Below are 13445 nucleotides of genomic sequence, written 5' to 3' on the forward strand. Positions count from 1 at the left end.
GTACTAGCGGGACACGGCCGCGAGGGCGTCGGGCAATGTGAATCGGCCCGCGTACAGCGCTTTACCGACGATCGAACCTTCGACTCCCTCGGGTACCAGCGATGCGATTGCGCGGAGGTCCTCGATCGTGGAGACGCCTCCGGATGCGATGACCGGCTTGTCGGTCTTCTCGCACATCTGGCGAAGCAGATCGAGATTCGGTCCGGTGAGTGTGCCGTCCTTCGTCACGTCGGTGACGACGTACCGGGAGCATCCGTCGCGCTCGAGCCGCTCGAGAACCTCCCACAGATCACCGCCGTCGCTGACCCACCCGCGGCCACGCAGACGGTTCTGCCCCTCGACGATCAGCACGTCCAGTCCGACGGCGACCCTGTCACCGAACTCGCCGATCGCACGCGAGCACCACTCCGGGTCCTCCAACGCAGCGGTTCCCAGATTCACACGCGCACAGCCAGTTGCCAGCGCTGCGCGAAGGGACTCGTCGTCGCGGATTCCGCCGGACAGTTCCACCTTCACGTCGAGTTCGCCGACGACCTCGGCCAGCAATTCACGGTTGGATCCACGACCGAACGCGGCGTCGAGGTCCACGAGATGGACCCATTCAGCACCGTCGTTCTGCCATGCGAGGGCGGCGTCACGAGGCGATCCGTACTTGGTTTCGCTTCCCGCCTCTCCCTGAACGAGACGGACAGCTTCGCCGCCTGCGACATCGACAGCAGGCAATAAGACCAGGCTCACGTGCGATTATGCTACTGCCATCGACGACGCCGTCAGCGCTCAGGGTCTCCGCTGCCGTCCTCGGCCGAACCCTCTGCTCCCAGACCGCGGCGAGTAATGCGTGTCGACACCACACCCATCGCGGTGATCGCCGCAGCGATTCCGACGGCAACGATCGCGAGCCCGACTCCTGGCCCCGGTCGCACGACGGCGACGATCGCGGTGGTGACGACGAGAACCAGCGTCGCGCTCCCGAGGGAGGCGACGGCCAGGCGCCCGAACGAGAACTCCCGGTCGCTCACCTAGGCCGTGCTCACAGCGAGTCGATCCAGTTCTTCAGCAGCGCAGCCCCCGCGTCACCGGACTTCTCCGGGTGGAACTGCGTAGCGGACAACGGACCGTTCTCGACGGCGGCGAGGAAATCACCGCCGTGATCGGCCCACGTCAGCAGAGGTGCGGCAATAGTGTCGCCGACGTCCATCTCCCACTTCTGGGTTGCGTAGGAGTGCACGAAGTAGAACCGCGTGTCGGCGTCGATACCGTCGAACAGAACGCTCTTCTCCGGTGCTCGGACGGTGTTCCAGCCCATGTGCGGCAGCACGTCCGCCTGCAGTCGTTCGACGGTCCCCGGCCACTCACCGCAACCAGCGGCCGACGTTCCGAATTCAACGCCACGGTCGAACATGATCTGCATTCCGACGCAGATGCCGAGGACGGGTCGACCACCGGCGAGACGTTGACCGATGATCCGGTCACCTTTGACTCCCAGGAGGCCCTCCATGCACGCAGCGAACGCGCCGACGCCGGGCACCACCAACCCGTCGGCCGCGAGCGCGATCTTGGGATCGGCGGTGACGGTGACGTCTGCGCCCACCCGGTCGAGGGCCCGTTTCGCGGAATGCAGATTGCCCGAGCCGTAATCGAGCAGCGCGACAGACTTCATGCCGCCAGTCTATCCAGGCCTCCGCCACGAGTAGATCGCGACCACCGCGGCCATCGCGAGCGCCACTGACGCCGCCGTCGCGAATCCTGTGGCGTAACCGACCGTCCCGACGATCACCCCGAGGGCCATCGCGCCTGCCCCGGTCCCCGCGTCGAACCCGATGTTCCATGCGGCACTGGCCTGACTGAATCTCTCCGGGCCGGCTGCACGGAACGTCATCACCAGGCTGTCGTTCTGCGTCGCTCCGTAGCCGAGGCCGAACAGTACGGCCGCGGCGATGAAGACAGCCGCGGGGTTGCGTTGTGCGACGGCGACAGCGACAGCGAACAACGTTCCCCCACCGAACACCAGCAGCAGCGCTGGTGCGAGAGAGCGCCCGATGCCGAGACGATCCGCCACTGCGCCCGCGCCGTAGCGTCCGATCAGCATCGAACCGCTGATCACGGCGAGGGAGACACCGATCATCGACTCCCGGCCGGGCTCGGCGATCGGCAGCAGACTGGACAACCCACCGAACGACGCAGATGCCGCCGCGACGGCAAGACACGGAATCACCAGCGCGCGTGCCGACGATCGTCCGTCGGACTTGTCCCGACGCGGCGGAGCCATCGGCCGCACCGCCGGCAGAAAAACGATCGCGAACAGCCCGCTCACCGAGACCAGCGCCCCGACGACGAACACTGCCGTCGGGGACACGGAGAACAGCACGAGGCCGAGCGGCAACGTCACCATCTGCGACAGCGCCACCGCGATGCCCTGCGCTCCGGTGGCGCGCCCCAGCAGGGCGGGCGGGGCCAACTCCGCCACCAACGCCGCACCGGCGACGGTCAACAGCCCGAAACCCACTCCGCGCACAGCGGATACAGCCAGCGCGGGCACCACGGCAGCCGACGCCACGAGGACGAGCGCAGGCACTCCGAGGAGGACGCATCCCGCCGCGAGCACCGGCCGGTGACCGAAGCGAACGAGCAGCCTGGGAACGAAAAGTTGGGTGAGAACCGTCGTTGTCATGAACAAGGCTGTGGTCGCCCCGGCCACGGCCGTGGATCCGCCTCCGACCGACACTGCCAACGGAACGACGGGCAGGAGCAGTCCCCAGCCACCGAACGCGGCCGCCCCCATGACCATCGCCGCGGGCAGCCCCTCGATCTTCAGGAGCCGAGAAGTCAAGCCGGCGTCACAGACTGCCCTTGGTGGACGGAATTCCGGTGACCCGCGGGTCGTACTCGACCGCCTGCCGAAGTGCCCGGGCAACGGCCTTGAACTCGGCCTCGGTGATGTGATGCTGATCGCGTCCGTACAGAACCCGCACGTGCAGAGCAATTCTCGCGTTCATCGCCAGAGACTCGAACACGTGACGGTTGATGACCGCGTGATACGGCACGCCCGGATACCCACCGATGACCGAATGCACCATGTAGTCCGGCTCTCCGGTGTGCACGCAGTAGGGCCTGCCGGACACGTCGACCGACGCGTGGACCTGAGTTTCGTCCATCGGAATGAAGGCGTCACCGAAGCGAGTGATGCCGGACTTGTCCCCCAGAGCCTGACCGAGCGCCTGCCCCAACACGATCGCGGTGTCCTCGACGGTGTGGTGAGCATCGATCTCCACGTCTCCCTTGGCGTGCACCGTCAGATCGAATCGGCCGTGCGTACCGAGTGCGGTCAACATGTGGTCGAAGAACGGCACACCGGTGGAGATGTCCACGATGCCCGTGCCGTCGAGGTCGAGCTCGACGGTGATGTCCGATTCCTTCGTCGCGCGCTCGATGCGCGCGATCCTCGGTGCTCGCTCTGCTGCAGTCATCGGTGTGCCTCTGCTCGGTCGGTGTTGTCCAGTTGTTCGTGCGCGAGTGCCGCGCTGACGTCGAGGAATCGATCGTTCTCGGCATCGAGGCCGATCGTGGTGCGCAGGTACCCGGCGATGCCGACGTCGCGAATCAACACTCCGTCGTCGAGGTACCGCTTCCACGCCGTGCCCGCGTCGGAGAACCGGCCGAACAGAACGAAGTTAGCGTCGCTGGGAACGACGTCGAATCCGAGCTCGGTCAGCCGTGCCATCACCCGATCCCGCTCCGCGGACAACTGTGCCACGCTCGCGAGGGTTTCCGGCGCATGGCGCAGCGCGGCCAGCGCGGCGGCCTGCGTGACGACCGACAAGTGATACGGCAAGCGCACCAGGAACATCGCGTCGACGATGGCGGGCGCGGCGACGAGGTAACCGAGCCGCCCACCGGCGAATGCGAAAGCCTTGCTCATCGTGCGGCTCACGACGAGTTTGGACGGATACTCGTCGATCAGACCGATTCCGCTGGGCTGTGCGGAAAACTCCGCGTACGCCTCGTCGAGAATCACGATTCCGCGTGCCGCGTCGAGAATCCGACGCAGGTCCCCGGAAGCGATACTGTGCCCGGTCGGGTTGTTGGGGCTGGTCACGAACACGACGTCCGGGTCGCGCTGGGCGATGGCGTCGACGGCACGATCGATGTCGAGCGAGAAGTCCTCGCTCCTGTGCATCTCGAGCCATTCCGTCTGTGTCCCGGACGAGATGATCGGATGCATGGAGTACGACGGCACGAAGCCCAGCGATGTCCGGCCGGGTCCGCCGAACGCCTGAAGAAGCTGCTGCAGAATCTCGTTGGACCCGTTGGCGGCCCAGACGTTGCTGACATCGACGTCGAAGCCGGTCTGACCGGTCAGGTAGTTCGCCAACGCCGTACGGAGTTCGACGGCATCGCGATCGGGATACCGATGCAGTTCGGCAGCGGCAACCCGGACGGACTCCGCCACGTCGTCGACGAGCGCCTGCGTCGGAGGATGCGGATTCTCGTTCGTGTTGAGCTGCACCGGAACCGACAGTTGCGGCGCTCCGTATGCCGTCTTGCCTCGCAGACTCTCCCGCAACGGCAACTCGTCCATCGAGACGCTCGATCCGACGACGCCGCTCACTTCGACAACCCTTCGAATCGCAACCGGACCGCCTCGCCGTGTGCCGGAAGATCCTCGGCGTTCGCGAGGGCGATCACGTGGCCTGCAACATCCTTCAACGCCGCCTCCGAGTAGTCCACGACGTGAATTCCGCGCAGGAACGTCTGCACGCTCAAACCCGACGAGTGACGCGCGCAACCCGCGGTGGGCAGAACGTGATTGGACCCGGCGCAGTAGTCACCGAGACTGACCGGCGACCAGGCACCGACGAACACTGCGCCTGCGCTGCGCACACGAGCAGCCACAGCCCGGCTGTCCTCTGTTTGGATCTCGAGGTGCTCGGCTGCGTACGTGTTCACCACGGCCAATCCCTGATCGATGTCGTCGACGAGCACGATGCCGGATTGCTTACCGGACAGCGCCGTCGCGACGCGCTCTGCGTGCGTGGTGAACTCCAGCTGGGCGTCGAGCGCACGATCCACCGCATCCGCGAGTTCGGTGCTGGTGGTCACCAGCACGCTGGCCGCCATCACGTCGTGCTCGGCCTGGCTGATCATGTCCGCCGCGACGTGCACCGGATCGGCAGTGGAATCGGCCAGCACGGCGATCTCCGTGGGACCTGCCTCGGAATCGATGCCGATCAGAGAACGGCACAGGCGCTTGGCTGCCGTGACGTAGATGTTGCCGGGACCGGTGATCAGGTCGACCGGTTCCAGTTCGGTGCCGTCCACGTCCGTGCCGCCGTACGTGAGCAAGGCGATTCCCTGGCCGCCGCCCACGGCCCACACCTCTTCGACACCGAGCAGTTGCGCGGCAGCGAGGATCGTGGGGTGTGGCAACCCACCGAACTCTTTCTGCGGTGGGGACGCGACCACCAGCGAACCGACACCTGCGGTCTGAGCCGGAACGACGTTCATCACCACCGACGAGGGGTACACCGCGTTTCCGCCGGGCACGTACAGACCGACGCGCTCGACCGGAACCCACCGTTCGGTGACCGTTCCGCCCGGAACCACCTCGGTGGCCGTGTCGGTGCGACGCTGGTCCGCGTGCACGATTCGAGTGCGCTCGATGGCCACTTCCAGCGCCGCACGAACCGCAGGGTCGAGTTCGGCCAGTGCCTTCTCCAGAGCCGCGGCGGGAACGCGCACACGCTCCGGACGAACACCGTCGAACTGTTCGGAGTACTCGAGCGCCGCCTCGACGCCGCGCTCCCGCACCGCCTCGACGACGGGACGAACCTGATGCAACACCGCATCGACATCCACTCCACCTCGTGGAAGCGCGCCGCGTAGTTCGGCGGTGGATGGAGTTCGGCCGCGTAGATCCACGCGGGCGAGCTCGATGCGGGCAGGCATAAGGACTCCTTGCGAAACGACGAGAAGTGACGGTTGTCGATCCTCAAGGATAGTGCCGGTGCCAATCGGTTATCCCCGCACGTCCTGCAGACGGTGACGAGGTGCTCGAGTCAGGCGTACTTGCGGGCAAGCTGTGCAAGCGTCGAACTGATGCCTTTCGCATTCTTCTGCGGCATCTTGAACACCTCGAGCAGCTTCGGAGCCTTCGCCGTGCTGTAGTCGAAGGACTCGGTCACAGCGGAACGACCCGGCTCGGTCTCCTCGAACTGCCAACGCCACGTGTGCCCCATCGGATGCTGCCACTCGATGACCTTGACGTCCGCGTCATCGCGAAAATCCGTGACCGTGCTGGTGATCCGATACGGAACTCCGAACTGCTTCATGCCGACGGAGAACTTCGCTCCGGGCGTCAGACGGCTCGGCCCGCGGACCGTGTCCTTCACGGTGCCGGACCCGTCCAATTCGCCGTGCCGATGCGGATCCGCGACGAGAGCGAACAACTCGGACGAAGGCGCATTCACGACGGTGCGACGAGCCACGACGCGGTCACCTTGATCGATCGTTTCGATGGAAGCCATACCGGTTCAGTACCCACGATCGCCGCAACCACTCCTGATGTTCAATAGTCCCATGAGCATGCACGTCTGGTTGGCGTTCCTCGGCGCGGCAGTAGTGATCAGCCTCTCGCCCGGCGCGGGCGCCATCGCCTCGATGTCCACCGGCCTCCGCTACGGACTGGGACGCGGTTACTGGAACATCGTCGGTCTGCAGATCGGGTTGCTGCTGCAGATCGGAATCGTCGCGGTCGGCCTCGGCGCCGTCCTCGCGGGGTCGGCGGTGGCGTTCTCGGCGATCAAGTGGTTCGGCGTCGCCTATCTCGTCTACCTCGGAATCAGGCAATGGCGGGCGGGTCCGACCGACATCGACAACGCCCCCGGCGTCGCCGACCGGGGCGTCGCCATGCTCGGACGAGGCTTCCTCGTCAACGCCTCGAACCCCAAGGCAGTGGTGTTCATGCTGGCCGTTCTCCCACAATTCCTCGACCCGGCACATCCACTTCTGCCGCAGTACATGATCATCGCTGCCACGATGGTTGCCGTGGACATGCTCGTGATGACCGGCTACACCTCACTCGCGTCGCGAGTGCTGAAGCTGATGCGCTCGCACCGTCAGCAGGTCGCCATGAACAGGACGTTCGCCGGCCTGTTCTTCGTCGCAGCCACGTTCCTGGCGACCATCCGCAGAGCCAACCCGATCTGAAGGCAGGAGTCAGCACCATGAGGAAGTACCAAGTGCTCATGAAATCACCCGACGGCGACACCGTCACGGCGCTCGGGACCTTCGACACGCTCCTCGAAGCCAACACCTGGATTCGAGACGAAGGTCACCGCGACGAACACGAACTGGGCACCTACGACGTCGCCGTGGTCGGCGAGTGAGCACCACCTGCACCTGCCTCAGCGGCGACCTGTTCGACGCCTGCTGCGGGCCGTTTCTCGCAGGAATCACACACGCACCCACCGCCGAACGACTGATGCGGTCGCGGTACACCGCATTCGCCGTCCGCGACCCCGAGTACCTGCTCCGAACGTGGCACCCGACGACCAGGCCCGCCGAGCTCACCCTGGACGACGAGCAACGTTGGTACCGGCTGGACATCGACGACACCAGCTCCGGTGGGTTACTCGACTCCGATGGGGTCGTGGCGTTCAGTGCCTTCTACCGCCATCCCGACGGAAACGGCGTTCTGCACGAGCGCAGCCGATTCGTTCGCGAACACGGACACTGGCTCTATCTCGACGGTGTCCTCAGCCCGTAATCAGTTCAGCGAAGCTTCTGCAACTTCGGTCAGCGGAGCTTCTGTGCCTCTGGTCAGCGGAGCTTCTGTGCCTCTGGTCAGCGAAGCTTCTGTACCTCTGGTCAGCGGAGCTTCTGCGGCCGATTGGAGGCCGCGCGGCGGGCTTCTTCCTTCGCCTTGACGCGTTCGGCCTCGGCGCGCACTTCCTTCTGCAGCCGCTGTTCCTTCACGAGCCAGTCCGGCTTGTCGGCGAGCAACGTCTCGATCTGTTCCGACGTCAGCGCCTCGGTCACGCCGGATCTTCCCAGTCCTGCGATGGAGATCCCGAGCTTGCGCGCGATGACGTCCTTCGGGAACGGGCCGTGCTGCTGAAGGTCCGCCAACCACTGCGGCGGATTCTGCCTCAGCGCGTCGAGCTCGGAGCGGCTCACGGGAGTCGCCTGGAACTCCTGCGGAGTAGCAGGAAGGTAGATGCCGAGCTTGTTCGCCGCGGTCAGGGGCTTCATGTTCTGCTGATTCTTCTCCGGGCTCACCCGCACAGCCTATCTTCCCCACGCAGCGCCCGATGCCACCGTCCGGACACCCGCCGGTTCTCGCATAGTGTTGACCATGTGAATTTCGACGTGCAGATGCTCCGCTGGTACATCGCCGTGGCCGAGGAACTGCACTTCGCACGCGCCGCGAAGAAGCTGAACATCGCCAGGACGAAACTCAGCGCGGCTGTCATCGACATGGAAGCCGAACTGGGGTGTCCACTGTTCAGTCCTGGCGTGAGCCCGACCCAGCTGTCCGCCGAGGGCCGGGAGTTTCTCGTCACCGCCCGTGCGCGCGTCGCCGAGGACGAGGTACGACTCCGTGCCGAGGCCGCGCGCACAGCCGCCGAAGCCGCCACCCTCACTGTCGGGTTCACCGAAGGCGTGACCCCGACGAAGTGGAGCCGGATCTGGGCCGAGCGATTCGAAGACATTGCACTAGAACTCGTCCCTACCACCGTCGACACCCAACTCGACTTGCTTCGCAGCGGCGCCGTCGACGCCGGCTTCGTTCGCCTGCCGGTCGATCGTGACGGGCTGAGTGTCGTTGCACTGTACGAGGAAGTCCCTGTGGTCGTCGTCCCCAAGGATCACGCGGTGGCCGCGTTCGACCGGATCGCGGTGACCGATCTGGCCGACGAGCACCTCCTGCAGTCGCCCGAGGACATGCCGGAGTGGGCAGCCGTCGCCACCGAGATCGCCGACGGCACGGCCCTCCCGGTCCCGGACATCTCGTCCAATTCGGAACTCGTCGAATACGTCGCTGCGGGTCTGGGGCTCGCCATCGTCCCTCAGTCCATCGCGCGACTGCATTCTCGCAAGGATCTCGTGTATCGGCCGGTGGACGGGGTGGCCGGATCCACGGTCGCGCTCGCCTGGCCGAGCGAGAAGAACACCGAGAACGTCGAGGAATTCTTCGGCATCGTCCGCGGCAGGTCGACGCGCAGTTCACGAGGCAAAACAGCGGACCAGACCCGAAAGCCGAATCAGATCAAGAAGCCCGCAGCGCCGAGCGGCAGGACGCAGAGCGGGAAAGCGCAGAGCGGGAAAGCACCGCGCAAAGCGGGGCCGCGCAAGCGTCCGAAGCGCTGAACGCGGTCAGCCTCCGTGGTGGCGCTCGAGGTCCCTCACACGATCCAGGCCGCGCAGCTTGTCCAGGTCGCGCAGCTTGTCCAGGTCGCGGCGGTCCCGCTTGGTCGGCCGTCCGGCGCCTCGGTCACGTCGAGGTTGTGAGGCCAGAATTTCCTTCGGCGGCGGGGGCGGACTGCGGTCGAGCATGCATTCCGCGGCCACCGGCGCTCCGACGCGTTTGGCGATCAGGCGGGTCACCACCACGATCTTCTCCAGACCGTCCACCCGTAGTCTGACCTCGTCGTCGACGCCGATACGCAGACCGGGTTTCGCCGGAGTCCCGTTCACTCGAACATGACCCGCACGGCACGCGGCGGCCGCTGCCGACCGGGTCTTGAACAACCGGACCGCCCAGATCCAGCTGTCGAGGCGGACGCTCTGTATCTCTGACATCGGATTCGAATCTACAAGACGGCCACCGTCTACATATCCAGCCCGAGATCCAGCACCGTCACCGAATGCGTCAACCCGCCGACCGCGAGAAAGTCCACTCCGGTCTTCGCGTAGTCGCGGGCGACGTCGATCGTCAGACCACCGGAGGACTCCAACTTGGTCTGCGGAGACAGTGTGCCTCGGCGCTGGACGGCCATCTGCGTCTGCCACAGGGCGAAGTTGTCCAGCAGTACCAACTGGACGTTCTCGGCAAGTACCTGATCGAGTTGTTCGAGGCTGTCCACCTCCACCTCGCACTCGATATCGGGCGCTGCATCACGGACGGCCTGCAACGCCGCGACGACCGACCCCGCGGCTGCGACGTGGTTGTCCTTGATCAAAGCCGCGTCACCCAAACCCATTCGATGGTTCACTCCCCCGCCTGCGCGCACCGCGTACTTCTGCAGAGACCGTAAGCCGGGCAGCGTCTTTCGGCTGTCTCTGATCTTCGTGTCGGTGTCGGCAACCTCGCCGACCCATGCTGCGGTCGCGGTCGCGATTCCGGACAGGTGACACACCAGGTTCAACATCGTGCGCTCGGCGGTCAACAGACCCCTCGTTGCCGCTGTGACGGTCAGAACCGACTGTCCGGGAACAACTTCGGTGCCGTCGGTGACGCGTTCCTCGACCGTGTACCCGCCTACGCCCAACACCTCGTCGAGGACGAGAAGACCCACGTCGATTCCCGCGACGGTGCCCAGTTGCCGGGACACCACTTTCGCCGTCGCGCGCGCGTCTGCGGGCACCGTTGCCGTCGTGGTCACATCTGGCCCGTACCTGAGATCCTCCGCCAACGCGGTGCGGACGATCGACCGGATCTCGTCGGGATCGAGTCCTTGTTCGATCAGCGCGTTCACTGTCAGCTCACCCCTGTCGTCACGTGCGAAAGGCGGGCCTCGAACGTCGATTCGAGCACGCCCTCCTCGTTCCTGGAAATTCTGAAACTGCCCAGCAGATCGTCCCGGACTTCGGGATGGTCCGCCCGCGTGTGGCACCCCCGAGTCTCGGTGCGCTGGTTCGCCGCGAGAACGAGTGCCGACGCCGCCGCTGTCAGCGCCGAGTCCTCGAGCGCCCTTCCGTCGACCACGTCGCGGGTGGTGGATTCTCGAAGAACCTCTGCGGCGATGCGAAGACCACCTTCGTCACGCACCACACCGACGCACTCGGTCATCACCTTCTGGAGTCGATCACGTGGAACCGCAGCGACGTTCGGAACGGACACGTCGACCTCGGGGGTCGGTGACCCGAGTCGTTCCACCGCTGCTCGTCCGACGCGCTCACCCACGACAAGACCCTCGAGCAGGCTGTTCGACGCGAGGCGATTGGCTCCGTGCAACCCTGTCCGCGCCACCTCACCGGCCGCGTACAGACCGGTCACCGACGTGCGCCCCCACACGTCGGTGACAAGTCCTCCGCACGAGTAGTGGGCCGCCGGTGCGACCGGAACGAGGTCGTGGGCCGGGTCGATTCCCGCGGCGAGGCACGAAGCGGTGACCGTCGGGAAACGAGCATGGAAGTCCCGAATCGTCCTGGCGTCCAGCAGAACATGGTCGGTACCGGTCGCGTGCAGTCGCTCGGCGATCGCACGCGACACGACGTCACGCGGAGCAAGATCGCCCATCGGGTGGCTTCCGGCCATGAAGCGCACACCCTCCTGATCCACCAGAACAGCACCCTCACCTCGCACGGCCTCGCTGACGAGCGGCCTGCGCCCGGTGCTGCCCGCGGCAAACAGCACCGTCGGATGGAACTGAACGAACTCCAGATCCGCCGCGTCCGCGCCGGCATCGAGACCGAGTGCGATTCCATCGGCCGTCGCACCGGCCGGGTTGGTGCTGCACGAGAACAGCTGCCCCAGACCGCCCGTCGCGAGCAGAACCGCGGACGCGTGGACGACGCCGTAGCCTCGATCGGACAACACGTGCGCCCCGACGACGTGCTGCGACACAGTGAGAACGCGAACCACTCGTCCGGACAAGACCACGTGCCCTTCGGCTTCCCGACTCGACATCGTCAACGCTCGTTGGACCTCGGCACCCGTCGCGTCTCCCCCGGCGTGCACGATCCGCCGGACCGAATGCCCACCCTCACGTGTACGCGCAGGCAGACCGTCGGCACCGCGGTCGAACACGGCACCCCACTTCTGCAGCGTCGCAAGGGCGTCACGACCGCTCGCGACGATGGACCGGACGGCCTCGACGTCACACAGTCCGCCGCCCGCGTCGCATGTGTCGCGCACGTGCGAGTCGATCGCTCCTTGCCCGTCCGCTCCGGGAACGGCTATTCCGCCCTGCGCGTACTGAGTCGCGGTCCCGGGCGGGCCGTCCTTGGCGATCGTAAGCACACGTAGGCCGCGCCTGCTCGCCGACAGTGCCGCACTGAGACCCGCGACGCCGCCCCCCACGACGACGAGGTCCGCCGAGGCCTCCCAGGACCCGACGTCGGCCGAGGCCTCCCATGCAACCCCCGAGGGTGTCGTCACTCGCCGCCGCCCGGCGTGCCGATCTCGATCATCCGCTGGACGGACTTGCTCGCCACGTGCGCCGTGTCGAGGTCGACGTGCACCTCGTCCTTCCCTTCGACGAGGCAGCGCAGCAACGCGGCAGGAGTGATCATCTTCATGTAACCGCACGATGCCCGGTCGTTGACCGCCTGGAAGTCGACTTCCGGTGCAGCGCGACGCAACTGATGCAGCATGCCGATCTCGGTGGCCACCAGAACCTGCTTGGCTCCGGTTGTACGGGCGGCGTCCAGCATGCCACCCGTGGACAGGATCTTGACCTTGTCCTCGGTGACGAAGCCTTCACCCGCGAGGTACAGAGCCGACGTGGCACAACCGCACTCGGGGTGAACGTACAGCTCGGCGTCGGGGTGAGCCCTGGACTTCTCCGCCAGTTCGTCACCGTTGATGCCCGCGTGTACGTGGCACTCACCTGCCCAGACGTGCAAGTTGTCACGCTTGGTCACCCGCTTGACGTGAGCTCCGAGGAACTGATCGGGCAGGAACAGAATCTCGCGACTCGGATCGATGGACTCGACCACCTCGACGGCATTCGACGACGTGCAGCAGATGTCGGTGAGGGCCTTGATCTCGGCCGTGGTGTTGACGTAGGACACGACGACGGCGTGGGGGTAATCGGCTTTCCACTCGCGAAGCTGGTCTGCGGTGATGGAGTCGGCCAGCGAGCATCCGGCACGCTGATCCGGAATGAGCACCGTCTTCGAAGGGCTGAGGATTTTCGCAGTCTCGGCCATGAAGTGGACACCGCAGAAGATGATCTCCTCTTCGGGAACCTCGGCGGCCATCCGAGACAGCGCAAGGGAGTCACCGACGTGGTCCGCGACATCCTGGATGGCAGGAAGCTGGTAGTTGTGCGCAAGAATCGTCGCACCGCGTTGCTTCGCCAGACGCTTCACCTCGGCCGCCCACTCCTCGGTGGGTTCCACGCCGCTGTAGCCGCCGGGGCCGTCGACTATGCCGGCCGCGCCTGCCCACAGAGCTTTGGTGGCGGTGGCATCCATCACTGCCGAACCACTGGCCCCGAGCCCGTTCGTCCTGCTCGCCATGGCGGTACTCCTTCATCGATCGTCCGGCCGAGGTAGCG

Annotated in this window: 17 protein-coding genes; 4 read left to right on the forward strand and 13 right to left on the reverse strand. The window is 65.8% G+C overall.

What is annotated here, in order from left to right; translation table 11 throughout:
• Positions 1-3 precede the first annotated feature (3 nt).
• The 8 genes from priA to ACFULT_RS19715 form a co-directional block, all read right to left on the reverse strand.
• Positions 4-738, reverse strand: coding sequence for a bifunctional 1-(5-phosphoribosyl)-5-((5-phosphoribosylamino)methylideneamino)imidazole-4-carboxamide isomerase/phosphoribosylanthranilate isomerase PriA (gene priA / locus ACFULT_RS19680; protein ID WP_026347902.1), 735 nt, complete (start codon positions 736-738; stop codon positions 4-6).
• Between the two features lie 32 nt (positions 739-770).
• Entirely contained in the window at positions 771-1019 is a 249-nt protein-coding gene (locus ACFULT_RS19685) for a hypothetical protein (RefSeq protein WP_037107670.1), read from the reverse strand.
• Positions 1020-1030: 11 nt separating this feature from the next.
• Positions 1031-1660, reverse strand: a complete 630-nt coding sequence (hisH, locus tag ACFULT_RS19690; RefSeq protein ID WP_019665867.1) for an imidazole glycerol phosphate synthase subunit HisH — start codon at positions 1658-1660, stop codon at positions 1031-1033.
• A gap of 9 nt (positions 1661-1669) precedes the next feature.
• On the reverse strand, positions 1670-2788 hold the full coding sequence (locus ACFULT_RS19695) for an MFS transporter (RefSeq protein WP_378482271.1): 1119 nt from the start codon (positions 2786-2788) through the stop codon (positions 1670-1672).
• A 49-nt stretch (positions 2789-2837) separates the two neighbouring features.
• Positions 2838-3467, reverse strand: coding sequence for an imidazoleglycerol-phosphate dehydratase HisB (gene hisB, locus ACFULT_RS19700; RefSeq protein ID WP_378482196.1), 630 nt, complete (start codon positions 3465-3467; stop codon positions 2838-2840).
• A complete protein-coding gene (locus ACFULT_RS19705) occupies positions 3464-4579 on the reverse strand; it encodes a histidinol-phosphate transaminase (protein ID WP_371828855.1) in 1116 nt (371 codons plus the stop codon). The genes hisB and ACFULT_RS19705 overlap by 4 nt, the downstream gene beginning before the upstream one ends.
• Positions 4580-4605: 26 nt before the next feature.
• Entirely contained in the window at positions 4606-5946 is a 1341-nt protein-coding gene (gene hisD, locus ACFULT_RS19710; RefSeq protein ID WP_033188584.1) for a histidinol dehydrogenase, read from the reverse strand.
• 110 nt (positions 5947-6056) lie between these two features.
• Positions 6057-6524, reverse strand: a complete 468-nt coding sequence (locus ACFULT_RS19715; protein ID WP_033188583.1) for an SRPBCC family protein — start codon at positions 6522-6524, stop codon at positions 6057-6059.
• A gap of 52 nt (positions 6525-6576) precedes the next feature.
• Here ACFULT_RS19715 and ACFULT_RS19720 point away from each other — a divergent pair, with 52 nt between their 5' ends.
• Genes ACFULT_RS19720 through ACFULT_RS19730 form a run of 3 tightly spaced genes read left to right on the forward strand, consistent with a single transcriptional unit; the run spans position 6577 to position 7765 of the window.
• Positions 6577-7206, forward strand: coding sequence for a LysE family transporter (locus ACFULT_RS19720; RefSeq protein ID WP_019665873.1), 630 nt, complete (start codon positions 6577-6579; stop codon positions 7204-7206).
• A 17-nt stretch (positions 7207-7223) separates the two neighbouring features.
• Complete coding sequence (locus ACFULT_RS19725) at positions 7224-7385, forward strand: hypothetical protein (protein ID WP_020112006.1); 162 nt, start codon at positions 7224-7226, stop codon at positions 7383-7385.
• The gene (locus tag ACFULT_RS19730; protein WP_037109050.1) at positions 7382-7765 is read left to right on the forward strand and encodes a YchJ family protein; all 384 of its coding nucleotides are present in this window, start codon (positions 7382-7384) and stop codon (positions 7763-7765) included. Before ACFULT_RS19725 ends, ACFULT_RS19730 begins: the two co-directional genes overlap by 4 nt.
• Positions 7766-7866: 101 nt before the next feature.
• Here the strand turns inward: ACFULT_RS19730 and ACFULT_RS19735 are convergent, their stop codons facing one another.
• Positions 7867-8277: a DUF5997 family protein gene (locus tag ACFULT_RS19735; RefSeq protein ID WP_037109052.1), complete on the reverse strand. Its 411-nt coding sequence runs from the start codon at positions 8275-8277 to the stop codon at positions 7867-7869.
• A 78-nt stretch (positions 8278-8355) separates the two neighbouring features.
• On the opposite strand from ACFULT_RS19735, the gene ACFULT_RS19740 reads away from it, so the two are divergent.
• Positions 8356-9369, forward strand: coding sequence for a LysR family transcriptional regulator (locus ACFULT_RS19740; protein WP_378482197.1), 1014 nt, complete (start codon positions 8356-8358; stop codon positions 9367-9369).
• Positions 9370-9375: 6 nt separating this feature from the next.
• Here the strand turns inward: ACFULT_RS19740 and ACFULT_RS19745 are convergent, their stop codons facing one another.
• From ACFULT_RS19745 to nadA, 4 genes are read right to left on the reverse strand one after another with little or no spacing between them, the layout of a single operon-like run.
• Positions 9376-9801 (reverse strand): RNA-binding S4 domain-containing protein, encoded by a 426-nt coding sequence (locus ACFULT_RS19745; RefSeq protein ID WP_094721498.1) that lies wholly within the window; start codon positions 9799-9801, stop codon positions 9376-9378.
• A 29-nt stretch (positions 9802-9830) separates the two neighbouring features.
• On the reverse strand, positions 9831-10703 hold the full coding sequence (gene nadC, locus ACFULT_RS19750) for a carboxylating nicotinate-nucleotide diphosphorylase (RefSeq protein ID WP_378482272.1): 873 nt from the start codon (positions 10701-10703) through the stop codon (positions 9831-9833).
• Positions 10700-12322, reverse strand: coding sequence for an L-aspartate oxidase (locus ACFULT_RS19755; RefSeq protein WP_378482198.1), 1623 nt, complete (start codon positions 12320-12322; stop codon positions 10700-10702). Before ACFULT_RS19755 ends, nadC begins: the two co-directional genes overlap by 4 nt.
• On the reverse strand, positions 12319-13407 hold the full coding sequence (nadA, locus tag ACFULT_RS19760) for a quinolinate synthase NadA (RefSeq protein WP_378482199.1): 1089 nt from the start codon (positions 13405-13407) through the stop codon (positions 12319-12321). Before nadA ends, ACFULT_RS19755 begins: the two co-directional genes overlap by 4 nt.
• Positions 13408-13445: the final 38 nt, after the last annotated feature.

It is taken from the genome of Rhodococcus sp. NPDC057297 (assembly GCF_042667435.1).
Taxonomy (GTDB): Bacteria; Actinomycetota; Actinomycetes; order Mycobacteriales; family Mycobacteriaceae; genus Rhodococcoides.

Coding starts and splice junctions, on each gene's coding strand:
- ACFULT_RS19720 (WP_019665873.1), top strand. CDS start 6,577: ATGAGCATGCACGTCTGGTTGGCGTTCCTCGGCGCGGCAGTAGTGATC.
- nadA (WP_378482199.1), bottom strand. CDS start 13,407: ATGGCGAGCAGGACGAACGGGCTCGGGGCCAGTGGTTCGGCAGTGATG.
- hisD (WP_033188584.1), bottom strand. CDS start 5,946: ATGCCTGCCCGCATCGAGCTCGCCCGCGTGGATCTACGCGGCCGAACT.
- ACFULT_RS19695 (WP_378482271.1), bottom strand. CDS start 2,788: ATGGTCATGGGGGCGGCCGCGTTCGGTGGCTGGGGACTGCTCCTGCCC.
- ACFULT_RS19725 (WP_020112006.1), top strand. CDS start 7,224: ATGAGGAAGTACCAAGTGCTCATGAAATCACCCGACGGCGACACCGTC.
- ACFULT_RS19745 (WP_094721498.1), bottom strand. CDS start 9,801: ATGTCAGAGATACAGAGCGTCCGCCTCGACAGCTGGATCTGGGCGGTC.
- hisH (WP_019665867.1), bottom strand. CDS start 1,660: ATGAAGTCTGTCGCGCTGCTCGATTACGGCTCGGGCAATCTGCATTCC.
- ACFULT_RS19715 (WP_033188583.1), bottom strand. CDS start 6,524: ATGGCTTCCATCGAAACGATCGATCAAGGTGACCGCGTCGTGGCTCGT.
- ACFULT_RS19705 (WP_371828855.1), bottom strand. CDS start 4,579: ATGGACGAGTTGCCGTTGCGGGAGAGTCTGCGAGGCAAGACGGCATAC.
- hisB (WP_378482196.1), bottom strand. CDS start 3,467: ATGACTGCAGCAGAGCGAGCACCGAGGATCGCGCGCATCGAGCGCGCG.